The organism is Streptomyces sp. NPDC046303 (assembly GCF_055588085.1).
Genome location: NZ_JBVJFA010000007.1, coordinates 99,333 through 118,999, shown reverse-complemented (window position 1 = coordinate 118,999; position 19,667 = coordinate 99,333). Strand labels below are relative to the sequence as shown.

Below are 19,667 nucleotides of genomic sequence, written 5' to 3'. Positions count from 1 at the left end.
TTCCGGCAGCCCCTATTCACAGCCGGCCACCCGGCGGGCGAAGGCGGCGAGTTCGGCGCGCCACGGCGGGGCGATGCGGGCCGCGGTCACGGCCGCGTCGGCTCGGGCCAGGAGTCCGGCGATGGTCTCCTCGGCGCCGTCGCGCGCCCGCGCGTCGAAGAACACGTCGCGCAGGAACTGGGCGTCGCCGTCGAAGCCCGGGCCGCCGCGCAGGAATCCGCGGATCCGCCAGGCCGCGTGCAGGGCCCGCGCGTACTCCTCGTACGTCTCGCGCAGGTCCTCCCGGCCGGCCAGCGCGGCCCCGATGAGCAGCGCGTGGCGCAGCCCGTACCAGCCGGCGCCGCAGCCGGTGCCGCAGCCCTCGAGGCACTGTCCGGGCCAGGCGTCGTCGAGGTACTCGGTCGCGGCGGCGGCCTCGGCGTGCGCGCCGATGGCCCGTTCGGTGCGCAGGTCGTCCCACAGCTCCCAGGCCCCGTCCGGGAGCCGCACCGCGAGCCGGTCCCCGTAGGCGAGCGCGAGATCGCCGGCGAGCACGGCGGTGCCCTCCCCGAAGCGGCGGGACTCGCCCCGCCAGCCGTTGCGTTCGTGCTCGGCGGCGTGGCTGATGTGCAGGGTCGGGATGCCGCGGCGCAGCGGCGCGTTGTCCCGTACGTCCTCGCGGATCATCAGGCAGGTGTCGAGGAGTTCGAGCGCGGCGGCCGCGGCGACGGCGTGCTCGCCGTCCGGGTCGCCGTCCGGGTCGCCGCCCGCGGCGAGGTATCCGGTGAGGCAGATGACCGGGTGGGCGCGCTCGGCGCCGGCCTGGACGAGTTCGGCGACGCCGGCGACCAGGACGGCGCTGCGCGGATCGGACGTACGCCGGCTGCGGTGCTCCTCGGCCAGCAGCCGGGCGAGGCGCTCCTCGACCCGGTCGAGCATGGCGTCGCGGACCTGTCCGGGCGTGGCCGTCCGCCACGGCTGGTCGTGCGTCGGTGTGGTCATGGTGCCCTCCCTGGTGGGCTGCGGATCATGACCAGACCCTTCCCGAGGTGTCGCGCGGGGGACCGTCGGGAAAACGGCCGGGGAGGGAATCCGGGCGCGGCGGGGGCGGGGGGGCGCCAGTTGTCTGCCAGGGGCGGATCGGGGCGGCGGCACCTTGCCATGGCCTTGCCATGGCAAGGCCGTGCCGCCTGCCCGGCGCGGCCGGGGCCCTGCCCGCGCCGCGGCGCCGCCTCATGCGAACTCGGCGACCCCCAGGTGGAAGTCGACCGGAAGTGCCTGCCGGCCGGGGATCTCCAGCTTGCGGTAGACGCGGGTCAGGTGCTGTTCGACCGTGCTCACGGTGATGTAGAGCTTCTGGGCGATCTCGCGGTTGGTGTGCCCGTGCACCGCGAGCAGGGCCACGCGCTTCTCCGACTCGCTCAGGCTGGCGACGAGATCGGCGTGCGGGGTCTCGGCGGGCTCCGCGGCGTCGGGGGTGTCCCCGGTGTGGCCGGGGAGGATCTTCACGCACAGGGCCTCGGCTCCGCATTCCCTGGCCACGTGCCAGGCCCGGCGGTTGACCATGGCGGCGCGGGCCGGTTCGCCGATCTCGCGCAGCACCTGCCCGAAGTCGCCCATGGCGCGGGCGAGTTCGTACTGGTCGCCGGAGCGGTGCAGATCGTCGACGGCCTTGGCGAGCATGGCCTGCCGCTCCTTGGGCTCGCGCAGCGACGCGCGCAGGCGCAGCGTCATGCCGCGCACCCAGGGGTCGGCGGCGTCGCGGGTGGTGAGCTGGTCCGCGAGGAACCGTTCGGCCTGGTGGGCCTCGCCGAGCTTGAGCAGGGCCTCTGCCGCGTCGGTGCGCCAGGGCAGGAGCCGCGGCCGGTCCAGGCCCCAGCGCCGCATGTGCCGGCCGATGTCAAGGAAGTCGCCCAGGGCCGCGTGGAAGCGGCTCGTCGCCAGTGCGTAGTGGCCGCGGGCCCGGAGGTATCCGAGACCGTGGACGCTGCCGGCCAGTGCGGCGGGGACGGGCCGGCTCAGGACGGCCGCCGCCTCCTCGGGCCGCCCCATGGCCGTGCGGGCCCGCACGAGCGTGCCGGCGATCCCGCTGATCAGGACGCTTCCGCCGTGCGCGGGGACGGCCCGCAGGACCTCGTCCGCCGTCCCGGCGGCTCCCGTGAGGTCGCCCAGGCGCATCCGCGCCTCGGCGAGCAGTCCGCCGAACACGGCCTGCCAACCGGTGGCCCCCCGCCCCGCGGCCTGCCGGAGGAAGGACTCGCACCAGGGCAGGGCCCTGGCGGCGCCGTCCAGGTAGAGCAGGGTGCGCAGGGCCTGGACCACCGGCTCCACGGTGCCTTCGGCCAGGGTCGCGCCGCGCAGGAACAGTTCGGCGGCCTGCGCGGCCGCGCCCTCCTCGGCCTCCACGGGGAGCGCCCAGAGCGCGGCCGGGTGCACGGGGGTCCTGGCCGTGCGGCCGGCCGGGTGCGGTCCGGGGTCGGCCGGAGTGCCGCGGCGGCTGGAGGCGGCCCACTGCGGGAAGGCGGAGAGGCCGTCGAGCGGATCGTCCCCGGGGACGTCCCCGGGCCGGCGCTCCGCGCCCGGGTGCCGTCCGCCGCAGGCCGCCAGGCGTTCCAGTACGTCGGCGGACTCGTCGATGCGGCCCTGGGAGGCCAGTGCCCGGGCCAGGGGGCCCATGGTGTGCGGGCCGAGGGTGCCCGCGGCCAGGGCGGCCAGCGGTTCGAGGAGGTGGCGTTCGGCGGTCGCCGGGTCGGTGCGTCCGGCGACGGCGCAGAGCCTGATGGCGAGGTCGGCGCGGGGTGCGTCGTCCGGGCAGGCGTCCCGGGCGAGTTGCAGGACGGCCGCGGCCTCGGCGAGGGCTCCGTCGGCGACGTACTGGTCCGCAGCGGAGCGCAGGACGGGCAGCGCCCATTCCTCGCCGGTGTGGCGTGCGGCGAGGAGCTGGGCGGCGACCGCCGTGTCGGGGGCGCCCGAAGCACGGGCCAGCAGGGCGGCTTCCCGGTGCAGGACGGTCCGGGCCGCCGGGTCCATGCGGTCGAGTACGGCGGCCCGCGCGGCCGGATGCCGGAACCCGTGCCCCCCTTCGGGGGCGAGCAGGCCGGCGGCGCCGAGGGCGGCCAGGGCCCGGACGGCGGCGGCTTCGGGGGCGCCGGTGAGGCGCGCGAGGTGCGCGGCGCTCGCCAGGCCGTCGAGTACGGCGACGGCCTCGGCCAGTTGGGGGGTGGCCGCCCCGCAGCGGTGCAGGCAGGCGAGCACCGCCTGGGTGTAGGCCTCGCCGGGGCGGTGCAGCGGGTCCTGCAGCAGGGACCGCAGGAGCAGCGGGTTTCCGCCGCTGGCCCGGTACAGCTGCCCGGTCTCCGCCTCGGTGTGGTCCGGCAGCATGGCGCGGACCGCCTCGGGGGCGAAGCGTTCGAGGCGCAGCCGCACGAACTGGGGCAGGCGCAGGAGTTCGGTGCGCAGCAGCGGGTCCTCGGCGCGTTCGTGCACGGACTCGGTGAGTGCCAGCAGGATCCTGGCCTGCCGGCTGCCGCGTGCGAGGTGCAGCAGGTAGCGGCTGGACAGCTCGTCGACGTGGTGCAGGTCGTCGACGCAGACCACCACCGGTGCGGCGGTGCTCAGTTCGCGGACGGCGGCGGCGAACACCTGCATGGCCCCGACCCGCCCGGCCTCGGCGGGCGGGGGCGGGAGCGGGAGGCTGCCGGGCGGGGCGTCGGCCGCCAACTGGCGCAGGATGCCCAGCGGATGGGCCCGCTCGGCCGCGGTGCCCATGGCCCGCAGGACGGTGGCCCCGCGGTCCTCGGCACGCGTGGCCACGGTTTCGAGGAATTCGCTCTTTCCGCACCCGACGGCACCTTCGATTAATAGCAGTCCGGCATTTCCTTCTGCGCAGCCGTCGAGCAGGGCATGTGACAGAGACAATTCCTCGGCACGCCGGAACAACACCATAGGATCCCCCTGTGTCCCCTTTTTCCGTGCATCCCGAATGGGAATGCGAAACGGAAAGAGAGATGGTCGAGCACCACTTGAGCCGGAATACAAGATCAGTATAGGCTCGAAATGCCCGCCCCACGGTGTCCGGAAGTTGCCAGGCATCAATCCCCGCGGCGGGCGCCGGGAAAGATCAGCCGCGGGAGGTCCCGCCGGTGGCCGCGGGTGCGCCACTCGCGCGGGTAGCCCACGGACACCTCCTCGAAGCGGACGCCGTCGTACCAGGTGGTGCGCGGAATGTGCAGGTGGCCGTAGACCACGGCCGCGGCACGGAACCGGGTGTGCCAGTCGGCGGTGAGCCCGGTTCCGCACCACTGGGCGAACTCGGGGTGCCGCAGGATCCGGGTGGGCGCCTCCACCAGGGGGAAGTGGTTGACGAGCACCGTGCGCAGGTCGGGGTCGCAGGCGGCCAGGCGCTGTTCGGTGGCGGCGACCCGGGCCCGGCACCAGGCCTCGCGGGACGGATGGGGGTCGGGGTGCAGCATGAATTCGTCGGTGCACACGACGCCCGCCGCGTAGGCCCGCTCCAGCGCCTCCTCGCGGCTGGCCGTACGGGGCGTGCGGAAGCTGTAGTCGTACAGCAGGAAGAGGGGGGCCACGACGAGCGGGCCGGCCGGTCCCGACCAGACCGGATAGGGGTCTTCCGGAGTGTGCACCCCGAAGGAGCGGCAGATCTCGACGAGGTGGCGGTAACGCGCTTCTCCGCGCAAAGGGACGGGTTCGTCGCGCAGGGTCCAGAGGTCGTGGTTCCCGGGCGCCCAGACCACGGTGGCGTAGCGCCGGGTGAGCAGGCCGAGCACCCACCGGAGGTCGTCCGGTGACTCGCCCACGTCACCGGCCACGAGGAGCCAGTCGTCGGGGCTGTCCGGGTACAGCTCCTCGACGATCCGGCGGTTCTCCGGGAATGCGACATGGAGGTCACTGATGCCCATGAGGTTTCCGTGCGGCATTCGGCGAGGATGATCGGAAGATCTTGCGGTGAACACCCCTGTTCGTCCCCTCAGTCGCCGCCGGAGGCGGGGCGCGGTGGAGGCGGCCATGCCCGGCGCGGGCCCGGCATGGCAGGCGGATGGCAAGGCGGTCGGGAGCACTGCCAGCCTCCCGGCAGCCGGCCGGTCCCCGGGGCGGCGGATGGCAGCGCCCTGGGAGGAAACCCGGCCTCCGGGGGCCGGTGGGGGCGGACGGGCGCCTCGTTCCTGGCCGGGGCGGGGCGGCGGCGGCAGCGTGGGAACCGTCAGACCGACGCTTCGACCCGAGGGAATGCCGTGCTCACGAAGCTCCTGCCATCGGATGTCGCCACCGCCGAGTCCACCGCCGATCCGGAGGACGTCTTCCTGTTCCCCGAGGAGGAGTTCCTCATCCGCAATGCCGTGCCCAAGCGGCGCCGGGAGTTCGGGACCGTACGGTGGTGCGCCCGCCGTGCGATGGGAGCGCTGGGGGTGCCGCCGACTCCCGTGGTGCCGGGCCGGCGCGGTGTCCCGCAGTGGGGGCCCTCGGTCGTGGGCTCCATGACGCACTGCGCGAGCTACCGGGGGGTGGCGCTCGCCCGCTCCTCGCAGTTCGCGGCGCTGGGCATCGACGCGGAGCCGAACACCCCGCTGCCGGAGGGGGTGCTGGAGTCGATCACTCTGCCCCAGGAGCTGCGGCGGACCCGGGAGCTGGCGCGGGCGGTGCCGGAGATCGCGTGGGACCGGCTGCTCTTCAGCATGAAGGAGGCGGTCTACAAGACGTGGTTCCCGCTCACCGGGCAGGAACTCGACTTCACGGACGCGCTGGTGACCGTCGACGCCGAGCAGGAGACGTTCCGCGCCCGGCTGCTGCCGGAGCCCGCACGGCTCTCGCCCGCCGGGCCCACCACGTTCAGCGGCCGCTGGTCGGCGGGCGGCGGGGTGCTGCTGAGCGCCATAGCGGTGCCTGCGGCGCGGCCGGCGCCGCCGGGGGCCCGGACAGCGCGAAGCGCTCCCCCCATGTGCCGTGCGGGGAGCGCTTGCTGAACGGGGTCACCCGCGGGACGCCCTCTCCCGCCTCATCCCCACTGGTCGTCCTCGGGAGAGACGAGTGAAACCTGCACGGACACGTGCACGCCGTCGGTCACCTGCAGGCCACCGGACACCTGCAGTCCGCCGGACGCGGCGGACCGGCCGGAGGCGCCCGGCAGAGCGGCCGACATGAACTGAACCCCCATAACGGCCATGACCATACCCGTCAGTACAGTCAAGTAAATCGAAGAGAATTTACCGGAAATTGCCCTCACGACGCCCCCAGTCGAAGATCGAGATTTCCTCCGCCTGCACCTTCGCCCGATTTTTCCGGCTTTGGTGTCTCGGTGATGCGAATAGAGTGCTGGATATCGATCATTCGCGCCAAGAGCCGCACGCTGGCGTAAAGTTACGTGGCAGCAATTACATCGATCAGTGGGGGCTGGTATGTTCCAAGGGGAGGGCACGGATTCAGGGTTCGCGGAGCTCGACGACATCAGCGCCGCGGCATACGGTCTCGCCGTGGAGTGCGGGCGCTTCGTCCACGAGAAGATCGCCGAGCAGCTGTCCCTGACACCCGAGGAGATCGTGCGGGTGGAGAAGGTGCTGCGCGGGGTCCGCCTCCTGCAGTCCATGCCGGGCCATCCGTCCGAACTGACCCCCGTCACACCCGACGTGGCCGCCGCCTCCCTGGTCGCACCCGCGGAGCGGCACATCCGGGAACTGCAGCAGGCGGTCACCGACGTCCGGGCGAAGCTGCTCTCCCTCACCCCCCTGTACTTCGAGGGGCGCCGGCTGCGCAACCGGCTGGAGGCCTTCGACATCATCACCGATGTCACCCGGATCCAGGCGATGCTCAACCACCTCACCCAGAACTGCAAGAGCGAGATGCTCACCGTCCAGCCCGGTGGCGCCCGCCCGCCCGAACTCCTGGCGCAGGCACGGGAGTCGGCACTGTCCACGCTGGAGCGCGGGGTCCGGATCCGGACCATCTACCAGCACACCGCACGCAACGACCTGCCCACCCGCTCGTACGTCCGCGAGGTCAGCCTCCAGGGCGCCGAGATCCGGACCGCCGACGAGGTCATCGACCGGCTGATCATCTACGACCGCGAGGTGGCCTTCCTGCCGGAGAGATCCACCCACGAGACCTCGCCCGGAGCGGCGATCGTCCGCGAGCCCACGCTCGTGGCGTTCCTGTGCTCGGTCTTCGAATACCTGTGGGACGGCGCGTCCCCGTACGTCGTGGAATCACAGCGCACCCCCGCCTCCTCCGACGAGCTCAAGTGGTCGATCATCCGGCTGATGACCAAGGGCTACAAGGACGAGATGGTCGCCCGCCGGCTCGGCATGTCGGTGCGCACCTGCCGCCGCCACATCGCCGAGATCACCGAGGAGCTGGAGGCCACCAGCCGCTTCCAGGCGGGCTACAACGCCGCACGCCAGGAATTACTCTCCGGCGGCGCGGCCGCGGCGCCTCCCCCCTGAACCGGGAGGCGCCGGTCACCGGCCGGGACCCCCGCCCAGCGCCTCGGTGATCGTGTCCACGCAGTCCTGATCGAGCATGGTCGTCACATGGGCGTCCTGGAGCCGGCCGAAGCCCGCGTCGTAGACCGCGGCGCTCACGACGTACCCGTCCGCCAGCGGGAACGTCCGGAAGATCCACTCGTCTCCGGTGCCGGCCGTGCCGTCCGGGCGCTGGACCCGCACCGGCCGGCCGTCCGGACCGAAGCCGAACTCGGTGAAGCGGAACTGCATGCCCTGGCCGATCGCCTTGCTGTAGGCCTCCTTGAGGGTCCACAGCCGGACGAGGGCGCCGTTGCGCTCCTCCTCCGGCATCCCGGACAGCAGGACCAGCTCGTAGGGCGTACAGATGTGCCGGCCCAGGCCGCTGCCGTACATCTCGCGGTCGGCGCGCTCCGCGTCCACCCCGATGAGCCCGCAGGTGGTCAGCCCGACGAGCAGCAGGTCCTCGGTGTGGCTCAGGCTGATGTCGATCTGGTCGCAGCCGCGCAGGTACGGGCGGCCGGTGGGGCCGTAGGCCAGTTCCAGGTCCGCCGGTTCGCTGGCGAGCACGGCGCCCGCCGCGTACTTCAGCAGCATCCGGGAGGCGATGTAGCGGCCGCGCACGTCGGCGTGCGTCAGGTCGAGGAAGCGCGTCCAGTCGCGGCCGAGCAGCTCGCGCAGCCCCTCGCCGGCCGGCAGGACGGGCTCCAGGTCCTTGAGCCAGGCGTAGACCAGTGCCGTCCCGTGGGTGGCGAGGTCCTCCCTGACCCTGTCCCACGAGTCGCCCCCCGGAACCACGGCGACGGGCTCGCCGAGGGGCGGGCCGAGCGTGGGGCTGCCCGGGGCGGTCATCCGTACTCCTTCACGAGCGTGTGGACGTCCCGGAAGCTGCGCGCCTCCAGCAGGCGGTGCACCGGCACCCGGTGGCCGGACTCCTCCAGGAGGGCCACCAGGCGCAGCAGGTTGAGCGAGTCCCATCCGGGGAGGTCCACCAGCGCGGTGTCCGCGCCCGCGGGGACGTCGAGGTCCAGGCCCAGGTCGTCGCGGACCGTCCGCAGGAACGTGTCGAGGCTATCGGGGCTCATCGGCCGGCCTTCCCCCCAGGGATTCGGTGACGCGCACATGAGCGGGTACGTCCGGCACCCGTGCCAGGTCGTGGTGGAACTCGAGAACCCCGCCGGGCGCGCCGGGCCGGAGCGGGGTGAACCCGCAGGACGGGTAGAGGTCACGGACCCGGTGGTTGCGCGCGGTGGGCGCGTACCGTGCCGTCACCGCGGACAGCCCGAGCGCGCGGGCGCGGGCCAGCAGCACGGCCAGGCAGGCCTGTTCGATGCCGCGGGCGAGAACCCGGCAGCTGAGCCACATGTTGTCCAGGTGCAGCGTCCCGTCGGCGAAGGTGCCCAGCACCGCTCCGACCAGGCCGTTGTCGCCGAAACGGTCCGAGGTGCGGGCGGCCAGCAGCAGGTGCCGGTCCGGGTCGGCGGCCAGGGCGGCCAGCTCGGACTCCTGGTGCCCGCCGCCGATGAGGTTGAACTGATTGGTCCGCAGCGTCAGTTGGGACATCCGGGCGAACTCGTGCGGGCGGGGCGGGCCGATGTCGACGCGCACGGCGAGGTCGCGCAGGAACTCCTCGTGCGAGCCCGCCCGCTGGTGCAGGGCCCGGCGTTCGCGCTGCCGGTGGTACTCGCCGGTCCTGGCCCGGTCCTCGTCGGTCAGCCGCAGGGTGTCGAACCAGCCGTCCGCCAGCAGCCGGGTCACGTGCAGCGCGGGCTCCGCGTCCAGCGGTACGACGGCCACCCCGGGAAGGCCCGCACGCACCCGGGCGCGTTCGGCCGGCGAATCGTCGGCGAAGACGAGGGCGTCGGCGGCGAGGTCCAGCCGGTCGGCGATGTCGGCGAGGTTGGCGTCCTTGGGGCGCCAGTTGGCGTTGATCCGCACGAAGTCCTCCTCGCGCAGCACGAGATCGGGGTGGCCGCGCAGCGCCTCCAGGACGAGGTCCTCGTCGTTCTTGCTGCTCACGGCGAGGAGCACGCCCTGGGAGCCGAGCTGCTTGACGCACTTCTGGAAGGCTCCGAAGGCCTCTCCGCGCAGCGTGCCGGCCGCCGCGATCCCGTCGGGTCCCCGCTCGCCGAGCACTCCGTCCCACAGGGTGTGGTCGAGGTCGAGCACCAGGCACTTGCGGGTCATGCCGCGCACCGCGCGGGCCAGGTGGCCGACCTCCCGGGCGTACGCCGCCAGGAGTTCGGCACCGAGCTGCACCTTGGCGTAGCGGGCCAGGCGCGGGTCGGTGACCGGCCCGCCCTCGCCGATCAGCGGTTCCAGGTCGATCACCACGAGGCGGGGGGCGGACTCGGTGAGCCGCAGCAGGCGGGCGTTGAACTCCCGCCACACGGCGCCGAGGAGGGCCCGGGAGCGGTGGTCGAGGAGCCGGTGGCTGTAGGTGCGCGGCAGCGGGACGGTGTTGAGCACCAGGGTTCCGGTGCCGGCCGCGGCGGCCAGCGCCGAGCACCGGCCCAGCACCTCCTCCCCCGCCGCCGCCACCTCCGCGGGTCCCCACACCGCCGGGACCCGGGCGAACAGGCTCTCCGCGTCGAGCAGGCACAGCGTCAGGTCGGGTGCGGCAGCCAGCAGTTCACTGTCCTGTTCGGTCAGGTCGCGCAGGTAGGTGCCGTGCTCGCCGAGTACGGCCCGCAACACCATGCCGTGGCGGGCCAGTTCCCCCCTGAGCGGGTCGACGACGTGACCCGCCGTGGACTCGCCGGTCACCGCCACCGTCACCACGGGGGTCCGAGGGTGGTGGGCCAGCACGGCATCGGGGTCGAGCCCGGCGAGCAGCCGCCCGGCCGCCGCCGCCCCGCCTCCCGCGCCGCCCGCGCCGCCCGTGCCGCCCGCGCCGCCCGCGCCGCCCGCGCCCGCCGGCCAGTCCTCGTCCGCCGCGAGCAGCGCCGGCACCTCGTCGTACGCCTTCTCCAAAAGGCCCAGCGTGCGCAGTTCGCGCAGCCGGCCGAGCCGCGTCGGTCCGGTCGTCCCGGTCGGTCCCGTCGTCATCGACGCCTCACACCTTCTCCAGGGCGAACCCGGCTCTGATCCACCGGCTGGACTCCACGCACAGGGCGAGTGCGCGCTCTCCCGTACCGAACGTCGGGAACAGCTTGTCGAGTTGCAGGAACGGCAGGGCGTTGCCCGTGTTGCCGGTCTCGGAGACGCAGGAGACCTCCTGCGCGGAGGTGGCCGGCAGCCGCTCCAGGATGCGCCCGGTCATCCGCTCGGAGAGCTGGGGCGGCAGCAGGTAGCCGACGTCCTCCAGGTCCCAGCCGAGTCCGCCGAGCAGCTCCCAGAGGATCTCCACGGTGATCGACGGGACGTGCTCCTCGATCGCCTTGTAGTCCTCGGCCAGCATCCGCCGCTCGGAGAGCCGGTCGGTGGTCCCGTACCAGTCCAGCAGCTGCCCGGGCGGACGGCCCCGCCCGCTCCAGGCGTTCAGCACCGCCCGTACGGCCACCCGCTCGCCCTCGGGCTCGTCGGTGAGCACGGCGGCTCCGGCTCCGTCGCCGAACAGGACGTGGTTGACCAGCTCCTCGGTGGCCATCCGGACGGTGTCCCGGCCGGGCGACAGGAACCGGTGGGTGACGTCACCGCCGAGGACCAGCCCGGCCCGGCGGCCGCCGAGGATCAGGGTGCGGCCGAGGTCGAGGGCCTGGACGGCGCCCGAGCAGCCCGACTGGAGCTGGAAGACCGGGAGGTGGCCGAGGTCCAGCCGGTCGGCGACCTCGCTCGCGGTGGTGGGCAGGAGCAGGTCGGGGGTCGCGGTCGCGAGGACCAGGAATTCCATGTCGGCGGGGTCGAGCCCGGAGGCGTCCAGGGCCTGCGCGCCGGCCTCGGCGCACAGGTCGGCCAGGGAGCCGCGGACCTCACCGGTCTCCGGGTCCCAGCCGAAGTGCCGGGTCCTGGTGCCGACGAACAGGTCGATCCACTCCTCGCTCACCCCCAGCAGCCGGCCGAGCGCGGTGTTGTCCACCGGGTCCCCGGGCAGGGCGGTACCGGCGGCCGCCAGGTAGGCGGCGCGGCCGGTCATGCCGACCTCGCCGTGATCAGGTCGCCGAGGAACGCGGCGAGCGAGCCGACGGAGCGCAGCGCGGGCAGCATCTGCTGTACGGACACCTCGCCGGCGTGCGGCAGCCGGGCCTCGACCCGGTTCTTGAGCTGCATGATCATCACGGAGTCGAAGCCGAGGTCCTCGTGGAGGCGGGCCTCGCGCACCACGCGCTCCGGCGGGTACCCGCCGACCTCGGTGACCGCCTGGACCACCGCGAGCAGCACCTGGTCGCCGGCGCCGCCCGGCTCGCCGGCGGTCGCGGCCCCGGGGTCCGGCCGCTCCGGCAGCCGTTCCCCCGCGGGAGCCGTGTGCGGGGCCGTCTGGGGGGCCGCCGCCGGTGGCGGCGGCGTGCGCCGGTCCCAGTACCGCTGCGCGCAGGAGAAGACGTACGGGCTCATCGGCTCGACGACCCGGTGTCCGGGTGCGTACAGCTCCTGCCACTGCGGGTCGAGTCCGCAGCGGTGGAGGGCGGCGACGGTCTCGGCGAGGTCGCGGCCCGTCGCCCCGGGGCCCGGCGCGGGGTGCAGGAACTCGGCGCCCGGGGCCCGGCCGCCGCGGGCGGCGACTTGGAGCAGCTGGGTGCGTGGGCCGATCTCGACGAGATGCGTGGGGGCGATGTCCGAGACGAGCGCTCTGAGCGCGGTGTCCATGAGCACGGGCTCCTCCATCTGGTCCGCCCAGTAGTCGGCGTCCATGGGTTCGTGGTGCAGCAGCCGGCCGTACCGGGTCGAGGCCACCGGCACCGCGGTCGGCCTGCACCGCACCGCCTCGGTGCGCAGCTTCGCGGCGGCCGGGGCCATCAGGGGCGAGTGGAAGGCGTACGGGACGGACAGGTCCCTGATCCGTACGCCGCGCCGGGTGAGCTCCTCGCCGATCCTGTCCAGGGCGGCCCGGGGCCCGGAGAGCACGGTGTCCGCCGGGCCGTTCAGTGCGGCCGCGACGGTCTCCGGCTCCCGCGCGAGGACCTCGGCGAGCTCCACGGCACCGGCGGCGGCCGCGATCATGCCGCCGCCGGGGGGCAGTTCGCCCGTCAGCGCGCCGCGCCGGACCACCAGGCGGGCGGCTTCCTCCAGGTCGAGGGCGCCCGCGGTGACGGCCGCCGCGTACTCGCCCAGGCTGTGGCCGAGGACGGCGGCCGGGGTTATTCCGAGTGCCGCGAGGGTGCGGGCCAGGGCGTAGCCGACGGCGAACAGGGCGGGCTGCGCGAACTCGGGGCGGTGCACCCGCTCGTCGCCGCCCAGGATCAGCTCGCGCACCGAGGTGCCCAGGGGGGCGGCGAGGGCCTCGTCGGCCTCGGCGAGATGGCGGCGGTAGGCCGCCGACTCCTCGTGCAGCCCCGCCGTCATGCCCGGGAACCCGCTGCCCTGGCCGGTGAAGAGGAAGGCGACGACGGGTCTGCCCCAGGGGCGCCCGGTGCTTCCGGCCGGATCCCGGTCCGCCGCCCGGCGCAGTTCCAGGGCGAGCTCGTCGGTGTCGCGGACGGTGACCGCGAACCGGTGCGGCAGGCCGGTCTTGACGCGGTTGCTGCTCCAGCAGAGGGCGGCGGCGGCGCCGCGCGGCCGCCTGGCGACCGCCTCCGCCTGCGCGGCGAGGTTGCGGCGCAGCGCCTCGGGGGTGTCGCCGCTGACGGTGAACACGCCGACGGCGCCCCGGGCGGCGCCGCTACGGGCCCTGGCGGCGGCCGGCGCGGTGCGCCGGGCCTGCCGGGGCGCCGAGCCCAGGACGGCGTGGGCGTTGGTGCCGCCCATGCCGAAGCTGCTCACCCCGGCGAGGCTCTCCCCGCGCGGCAGCCGCATCGGGGACTTCAGCAGTCGCAGGCCCCGTTCGCCGAGCCGCAGCCTGGGGTTCTCGCGCTCGGCGAAGAGGCTGGCGGGGACGGTGCGGTGGTGCAGGGCGAGGGCCGTCTTGATGAGCCCGGCGATGCCCGCCGCGCCCTCGGTGTGGCCCAGGTTGCCCTTGACGGAGCCGAGGGCGCAGGGGGCGTCGCGTGCGATGCCGTGCACCGCGCCGAGCGCCGCGCATTCGATGGCGTCCCCGAGTACGGTGCCGGTCCCGTGCGCCTCCAGGAACGCGACGCGGTCGGGGGTGATGCCGGCGCGCCGGTAGGCGGAGTTCAACACCCGTTCCTGCGACCAGCGGTTGGGGGCGATGACCCCGTTGCTGCGGCCGTCCTGGTTGACGGCGCTGCCGCGCAGCACGGCGTAGATCCGCTGTCCGTCGGCGAGGGCGTCGTCGAGCCGGCGCAGGACCACCAGGCCCACGCCGTCGCTGCGCCCGATCCCGTCGGCGTCGGCGCTGAAGGGTTTGCAGCGGCCGTCCTGGGCGGCCAGGCCGAGTTGTCCGTAGACCATGCCCATGGACGGCGAGAGCACGATGTTGGCGCCGCCGGCCAGGGCCGTGTCGCACTCCCCGGCGAGCAGGGAGGTGGCGGCGAGGTGGACGGCGACGAGCGAGGAGGAGCAGGCCGTGTCGACGGCCAGGCTGGGGCCGGTGAGGTTGAAGTGGTAGGAGATCCGGTTGGCCGCCATTCCGGCGCTGCTGCCCGCGCCGAGCAGCGGGGTGACCTGGGCGAGGTCGCTCATGGTGAGGCGGCCCCACTCGCCGCCCATCATGCCGATGAACACCCCGGTCTCGGTGCCCGCGAGGGCTCCGGGGGCACGGCCGGAGTCCTCGAGGGCGCGCCAGGCGCAGGGCAGCAGCAGCCGCTGGTGCGGATCCATCGCGGCGGCCTCGCGCGGGGTGACGGAGAAGAAGTCACTGTCGAAGACATCGACGTCGTCGAGGAAGCCACCGCGGCCGCTGACGGCGGGGAAGTCGTGCGCCTCCCAGCGCTGGGCGGGGACCGGGCCGGTGCCGGTCCCGCCCCGCATCAGCAGGTCCCAGTACGCCTGCACGCCCGCCGCCCCGGGGAACGCGCAGTCGATGCCGACGATGGCGATGTCGCCCATCAGCGCCGGTCCGCCGGCGCGGTGGGTGCGGCGGGCGCGGCGGCGGGTGCGGCGGCGGCCAGCGCGGCCGACAGGTGGCGGACCAGGCTCGCCACGGTCGGGTGGTCCCACAGCAGCGTCGGCTCCACCTCGAGCCCGAACTCCTCCTCCAGGTCCCCGCACAGGCTCAGCGCCGCCACCGAGTCCATGCCGTACTCGGCGAGCGGCACGGTGGGGTCGATGGTCTCGGGGGCGCGGCGCAGGTAGACGGAGAGCCGGGCCGACAGCCAGGCGTGCGGCAGCACTGCGCCCTCGGCGCCGGCCCCGGTCGCGGGGGTCGCCGTGGTCGCGGTGTGCCGGCCGGTGGGAACGGTCATCGTGGGGCTCCTTCGGTGCGTACGGCCCAGGTCCCGGTCAGCCCGGGATGGGGGTGGAGTAGAGGTCGTAACTGATCTGGGTGCTGAAGCGGAGCTGGACCTCGTGCCGGATCCGGGTCTCGCACTCCGGCGGCAGATCGGCCACGCGCGTGCCGAGCCGGCGGGCGATGTGGTGCAGTGCGGCCGCCGCCCAGCACGGGTCGGCGAGGAACGGGTCGGGGCCGTAGCGGCCCTGGTCCCACAGGCCCAGCACGGCGGCCGCGGCCAGCAGCAGCGCGTACCGGTCCATGAGCGCGAACCGGGCGGGCCGCGCGGAGGCCGCCGAACCGGCCGCCTCCAGCCTGAGCACCCGGCTCCGTACGTCGCGGAACTCCTCGACGAGCTGCCCGGCGAGGGTGCGCAGGGCCCGCTCCACGGGACCGCTGCCGTCGATGGCCGAGCTGACGGCGAGCATCGTCGCGCTGAGCGAGTCCCGCCCGCACGCGAGGGCCAGCCGGTCGGTGCGCAGCGGCGGCAGGTCTCCGGCCGGCCGGAACAGCCCCGAGGGCGCCTCGTCCTCCAGGAACCAGGAACTCCGGGCCAGGTGCGGCATCTGCGGGATGACCGTGGCCTGGCAGGCCACCGTCCCGGCGTGGCCGAGGCTGAGCACCGGTACGTCCCGGACGTGCTTCTGGAAGATGCCCAGGGTGCCCTCGCGGGTGTAGAAGCCGGAGCCGAGGACGATGGACAGGTCGTACATGGTCTCGGTGAGGACGCGGGGCAGCAGGTACTTGAGCGCCGCCGAGTACACGCTGGTCTCGGCGGGCAGCAGGTGCAGGGCCCGCGTGGCGACGACGGCGAGGCTGTCGTAGAGCAGCAGGTTGACGAAGGCACTGGTCAGTGCGGCGCCGGTGCGGCTCCCGTCGACGCCGCGGGCCTGCGCCCCGCCGGAGTGCTCCCGGTCGAAGCGGACGGCGGTGCGCAGGCTGGTGTCGAGGGCGGCGACGGCCGAGGCGGAGATCACCGTGCGGCTGATCTGGAAGGAGCGCAGGGCGGTCTCGATGCCCGTGCCCTCGGGGCCCAGCAGCGCGGTGGCGGGCACCGGACAGTCGTCGAACTCCACTCCGGCGAACCGGCATCCGCGCAGGCCGACCGGGGTGCGGCGGGCCGTCACCGCCGCCCGTGCGTCGTTCAGCTGCTCCGGTTCGAGCAGGAGCACGGAGTGGCTGCGGCTGCCGGGCTGCGGGTCGGTGCGGCAGAACAGGACCAGCGCGCCGGCCCGCTCCAGGTTGTTGACCAGCGGCTTGCCGCCGCTGATCAGATAGCCGTGGCGGTCGCGCCGGGCGGTGACCTGGCTGCGGACGTAGTCGTTGCTGTGGGCGGTCTCGTGCTGGGCGATGGCCGCCTTGCCGCCCGCGCGCAGCAGCCCGGCCAGCCAGTGCCGCTGCCGGGCGCTCCCGGCGGTCCACACGTCGGAGGCGGCCATGAAGGTGGTCATGCCGTGGCCCATGGCCAGGCCGACGTCCCGGCGGAACACCGGGCGCATGATCCTGACCAGGGTGTCCATTCCGTCGAGCCGTCCGCCCAGGGACTGCGGAATGTACTCGTCGGTGATCCCGAACCCGTCGAGCAGCGCCTCGCCGGCGGCGAAGGGCACCGCCGCCCGGTCGGCCTCCAGCAGGGCGGTGTAGCCGACGGGGTTGGCCGGGTCCGAGGGGTCGCCGAGCAGCGACTCCAGGGCGGCGACCCGGGTGCGTACGGCGTCCTCGCGCCGGTGCGCCACCGTGCGCTCGCCGAGGAGGGCGGCTACCACCGTCTTCCTCCGTCGGCTCCTTCCGGCCGCAGCAGGTCCTCGCCGAACAGCACGTCCTCGGCGCGGGCCAGTGCCCACACGTCGGGGGTCAGCACCTCGTAGTCTCCGCGCAGCACGCCGTCGAGGAAGAGCTTGCGCATCAGGGTGCGCTGGACCTTCCCGCTGCTGGTGCGGCGTACGGTGCCGGGGCGCACCAGCAGGATGTTGCCGGCCGGGACCTCGAACTCCCTGCCGATCAGGGCCTGGATCTTCTGTGCGACGGTGCGCAGTTCCTCGCTGCCCGCTCCGCGCACCTCCTGGACGAGGACGAGGTGTTCCCGTCCGGCGTCCACGGAGAACGCGGCTCCCACGCCGAAGGTCAGGGCGGGGCTGACGGTCCGCGCGGCCCATTCGACGTCCTGCGGGTACACGTTGCGGCCGTTGATGATGACGACTTCCTTGAGCCGTCCGGTGACGAACAGCTCGCCGTCCTCGAGCATGCCCAGGTCGCCGGTGCGCAGGAAGCCGCTCTCCTCGTCGTTGAGGCTGGCGCGGAAGGTGCGCACGGTCTCGGTGGGCCGCTGCCAGTAGCCCCGGGCCACGCTGTAGCCGCGCAGCCAGATCTCGCCGACCGCGCCGGCGGGGAGTTCGTGGTGGGTCAGCGGGTCGACGATGCGCACTTCGATGTCGACGGGGGCGCCGCAGCCGATCAGGGTCCGGACGGGTTCGGTGCCGGCGGCGGAGGGGCCGGCGCTGATCACCCGGTCGCGTTCCAGGGCGGTCTTGTTGAAGTCCTTGCGGACGTGCGGGGTGCCGGGGACGCCGCCGGAGACGACCAGGGTGGCCTCGGCCAGTCCGTAGCAGGGGCGCAGGGCCTCGGGGCGGAATCCGGCCGGGGCGAACCGTGCGGCGAACTCGTCCAGGCTTTCGGGGCGTACCGGTTCGGCGCCGTTGAGGGCCAGCCGCCAGCGGGACAGGTCCAGGCCGGCCATCTGCTCGTCCTTGATCCGCCGCACGCACAGGTCGTAGCAGAAGTTGGGGCCGCCGCCGACGGTGACGCCGTACTCGTCGATGGCCTGGAGCCAGCGCAGCGGGCGCTTGACGAACGACAGCGGGGTGACCTGGACGCTGTGGCTGCCGAGCCAGACGGGGTGCAGCAGGTGGGCCACCAGTCCCATGTCGTGGAAGTACGGCAGCCAGCTGCCGAAGACGTCCTCGCGGGTGGTGTGCAGCACCTTCTGCAGGGCGGCCTGGTTGGCCAGCAGGTTGCGGTGGGAGACGGTCACGCCGCGCGGTTCGCAGACGGAGCCGGAGGTGTACTGGAGGAACACGAGGTCGTCGGGGCGTGCGGTGACCGGCCGCCAGGCGTCGGCGTCGCCGATGCCGGGGACGTCGGTGACCGCGCACTGCGCGTCCGGGCGGGAGTTGCGGGCCAGCCAGAGCGCGACCTCGGGGGCGGCGGCGGTCTCGGTGAGGACCACCTTGGCGCCGGTGTCCTTCAGGACGGCGCTCGTGCGGTTGAGGCGCTTGTCGCGGCCCGCTTCGCCGGGCATCGGTACGGGGACGGCGACCGCGCCGGCGTAGAGGCAGCCGGCGAAGGCCTTGAGGAACTCGACGGTCGAGGAGTAGATCAGCAGGACCGGCTGCCCGGTCGCACCGTAGTCCTGGAGGCCGGCCGCGATGCGTCTCGCCTCCCGGTCGAGCTCCCCGTACGTGAGGTGGTCGGCCCGCGCTCCGCCGGCCGTGTCGCGGAGGAAGACGTGCACGTCCTCGTCGGCGAGTTCGGCCGTCCGAACGCGGAGGAGTTCGGTGAAGGTGGCGAAGCGTGACTCTGACATCCGCGGCATCCCCTCGCGTCTGCGGGCCCGTGGACTGTCGGACCGCGTTTACCGGCGATGATCCGCGCGGACCCTTAAGTCAGGCTTGTGCGGACGCCAACTCAGGGGGCGGCAGGGGTGCTCGGCGCCGGGCGGTGCGGGCCACCCTCGGTGCATGGACACTCACACCGACAGCGCCGCCGCGACCGGGGCGCCGCCGACCGGGGCGGCGATCGTCTTCCCCGGAATGCAGCCGACGGCCTTCTCCGACGTGGCCCGGTTCATGCTGGTCAATCCGTACGCGCGGGAGCTGCACGCGATCGCCGACGACGTGCTGGGCTTCTCGCTGGCCGACCGCTACGAGCGGGCCGAGGGCGACTACTCGCCGTACGGGCAGATCTCCTTCGTGGTGAACTGCCTCGCGCTGGCCCGGTGGGCCACGGACCGGCTGGAGGCCGCGCCCGCCTACGTGGCGGGGCCGAGCTTCGGCGCCCGGGCCGCCGCCGTCTTCTCCGGCGTGCTCGACTTCCCCGACGCCGTACGGATGACCGCGCGGCTCGCCGACACGATGGAGGACTACTTCGCGCGGGAACACCCCGCCCTGGTCACCCAGTCCATCGCCCGGCTGCCGCAGGAGACGGTCGCGCTGCTGCGCCGGGAGCTGGAGGAACGGGGTGAGTGGAGCGACGTGTCCTGCGTCGTCGACCACGACTTCACCATGCTCACGGTGCACGAGTCGGTGCTGGACTGGCTCCAGCGGCGGATCCGCTCGCTGGGGGGCATGTCGATGTACACGATGAAGCCGCCCATGCACTCGTACCTCTTCGGGGGGCTGCGGGACCGGGTGGACGCCGAGGTCTTCGACGGGCTGACCTGGTCGGATCCGAGGCTGCCGCTGGTCGCCGACCAGGACGGCCGGATGGTGACCACCGGCGAAGGGGTCCGCGGGATGCTCCTGGACGGCTTCGTCCGTACGGTGCGCTGGCCGGAGGTGGTCCGGGCGCTGGAGCGGGCCGGGGTCGGCCGGCTGTACGTGTCCGGGCAGGACGGGCTGTTCACCCGGGTGGCGTGCACCACCCGCGCCTTCCGGGTGGTGCCGGTGACGCCGCGGTCGGCGATGCGGCCGGTGCGGCGGCGGCTGCCGGTGGCGGCCTGAGCCGGGGGCCGCTCCCGGTGGCCCCCCGGCGTGCGGGAGGGGCCGGTACCCGAAGGCTGGGTACCGGCCCCT

The 19,667-nt window shown here is 74.0% G+C and carries 15 protein-coding genes; 3 read left to right on the top strand and 12 right to left on the bottom strand.

Going from position 1 to position 19,667, the window contains the following annotated elements; all coding sequences use genetic code 11:
* Positions 1–12: 12 nt before the first annotated feature.
* From ACZ6I1_RS09760 to ACZ6I1_RS09750, 3 genes are all read right to left on the bottom strand, one after another.
* Positions 13–981 (bottom strand): polyprenyl synthetase family protein, encoded by a 969-nt coding sequence (locus tag ACZ6I1_RS09760; RefSeq protein ID WP_469285084.1) that lies wholly within the window; start codon positions 979–981, stop codon positions 13–15.
* A 231-nt stretch (positions 982–1,212) separates the two neighbouring features.
* A complete protein-coding gene (locus tag ACZ6I1_RS09755) occupies positions 1,213–3,924 on the bottom strand; it encodes a helix-turn-helix transcriptional regulator (protein WP_469285082.1) in 2,712 nt (903 codons plus the stop codon).
* Between the two features lie 146 nt (positions 3,925–4,070).
* Positions 4,071–4,916: a metallophosphoesterase family protein gene (locus ACZ6I1_RS09750; RefSeq protein WP_469285080.1), complete on the bottom strand. Its 846-nt coding sequence runs from the start codon at positions 4,914–4,916 to the stop codon at positions 4,071–4,073.
* A gap of 315 nt (positions 4,917–5,231) precedes the next feature.
* On the opposite strand from ACZ6I1_RS09750, the gene ACZ6I1_RS09745 reads away from it, so the two are divergent.
* On the top strand, positions 5,232–5,960 hold the full coding sequence (locus ACZ6I1_RS09745; RefSeq protein WP_469285078.1) for a 4'-phosphopantetheinyl transferase family protein: 729 nt from the start codon (positions 5,232–5,234) through the stop codon (positions 5,958–5,960).
* 32 nt (positions 5,961–5,992) lie between these two features.
* Here ACZ6I1_RS09745 and ACZ6I1_RS09740 read toward each other — a convergent pair whose 3' ends face one another.
* Positions 5,993–6,136: a hypothetical protein gene (locus ACZ6I1_RS09740; RefSeq protein ID WP_469285076.1), complete on the bottom strand. Its 144-nt coding sequence runs from the start codon at positions 6,134–6,136 to the stop codon at positions 5,993–5,995.
* 256 nt (positions 6,137–6,392) lie between these two features.
* Between ACZ6I1_RS09740 and ACZ6I1_RS09735 the strand changes: the two genes are divergently transcribed.
* Positions 6,393–7,433 (top strand): LuxR C-terminal-related transcriptional regulator, encoded by a 1,041-nt coding sequence (locus ACZ6I1_RS09735; protein ID WP_469285074.1) that lies wholly within the window; start codon positions 6,393–6,395, stop codon positions 7,431–7,433.
* A 15-nt stretch (positions 7,434–7,448) separates the two neighbouring features.
* On the opposite strand, the gene ACZ6I1_RS09730 is transcribed toward ACZ6I1_RS09735, so the two are convergent.
* Genes ACZ6I1_RS09730 through ACZ6I1_RS09695 form a run of 8 tightly spaced genes read right to left on the bottom strand, consistent with a single transcriptional unit; the run spans position 7,449 to position 18,460 of the window.
* Positions 7,449–8,303 (bottom strand): 4'-phosphopantetheinyl transferase family protein, encoded by an 855-nt coding sequence (locus ACZ6I1_RS09730; RefSeq protein WP_469285072.1) that lies wholly within the window; start codon positions 8,301–8,303, stop codon positions 7,449–7,451.
* Entirely contained in the window at positions 8,300–8,536 is a 237-nt protein-coding gene (locus tag ACZ6I1_RS09725) for a phosphopantetheine-binding protein (protein WP_469285070.1), read from the bottom strand. Before ACZ6I1_RS09725 ends, ACZ6I1_RS09730 begins: the two co-directional genes overlap by 4 nt.
* Complete coding sequence (locus tag ACZ6I1_RS09720) at positions 8,523–10,499, bottom strand: HAD-IIIC family phosphatase (RefSeq protein ID WP_469285068.1); 1,977 nt, start codon at positions 10,497–10,499, stop codon at positions 8,523–8,525. The genes ACZ6I1_RS09725 and ACZ6I1_RS09720 overlap by 14 nt, the downstream gene beginning before the upstream one ends.
* Positions 10,500–10,506: 7 nt before the next feature.
* Positions 10,507–11,526 carry a 3-oxoacyl-ACP synthase III family protein gene (locus ACZ6I1_RS09715; RefSeq protein ID WP_469285065.1) on the bottom strand — a complete coding sequence of 340 codons (1,020 nt, stop codon included), beginning with the start codon at positions 11,524–11,526 and terminating at the stop codon, positions 10,507–10,509.
* The gene (locus tag ACZ6I1_RS09710; RefSeq protein WP_469285063.1) at positions 11,523–14,495 is read right to left on the bottom strand and encodes a type I polyketide synthase; all 2,973 of its coding nucleotides are present in this window, start codon (positions 14,493–14,495) and stop codon (positions 11,523–11,525) included. Before ACZ6I1_RS09710 ends, ACZ6I1_RS09715 begins: the two co-directional genes overlap by 4 nt.
* Positions 14,495–14,851, bottom strand: coding sequence for an acyl carrier protein (locus tag ACZ6I1_RS09705; RefSeq protein WP_469285061.1), 357 nt, complete (start codon positions 14,849–14,851; stop codon positions 14,495–14,497). Before ACZ6I1_RS09705 ends, ACZ6I1_RS09710 begins: the two co-directional genes overlap by 1 nt.
* Before the next feature lie 37 nt (positions 14,852–14,888).
* Entirely contained in the window at positions 14,889–16,643 is a 1,755-nt protein-coding gene (locus ACZ6I1_RS09700; RefSeq protein ID WP_469285058.1) for an acyl-CoA dehydrogenase, read from the bottom strand.
* The gene (locus ACZ6I1_RS09695) at positions 16,637–18,460 is read right to left on the bottom strand and encodes a fatty acyl-AMP ligase (RefSeq protein WP_469285057.1); all 1,824 of its coding nucleotides are present in this window, start codon (positions 18,458–18,460) and stop codon (positions 16,637–16,639) included. The genes ACZ6I1_RS09700 and ACZ6I1_RS09695 overlap by 7 nt, the downstream gene beginning before the upstream one ends.
* A 154-nt stretch (positions 18,461–18,614) precedes the next feature.
* Here ACZ6I1_RS09695 and ACZ6I1_RS09690 point away from each other — a divergent pair, with 154 nt between their 5' ends.
* A complete protein-coding gene (locus ACZ6I1_RS09690; RefSeq protein WP_469285055.1) occupies positions 18,615–19,595 on the top strand; it encodes an ACP S-malonyltransferase in 981 nt (326 codons plus the stop codon).
* Positions 19,596–19,667 lie beyond the last annotated feature (72 nt).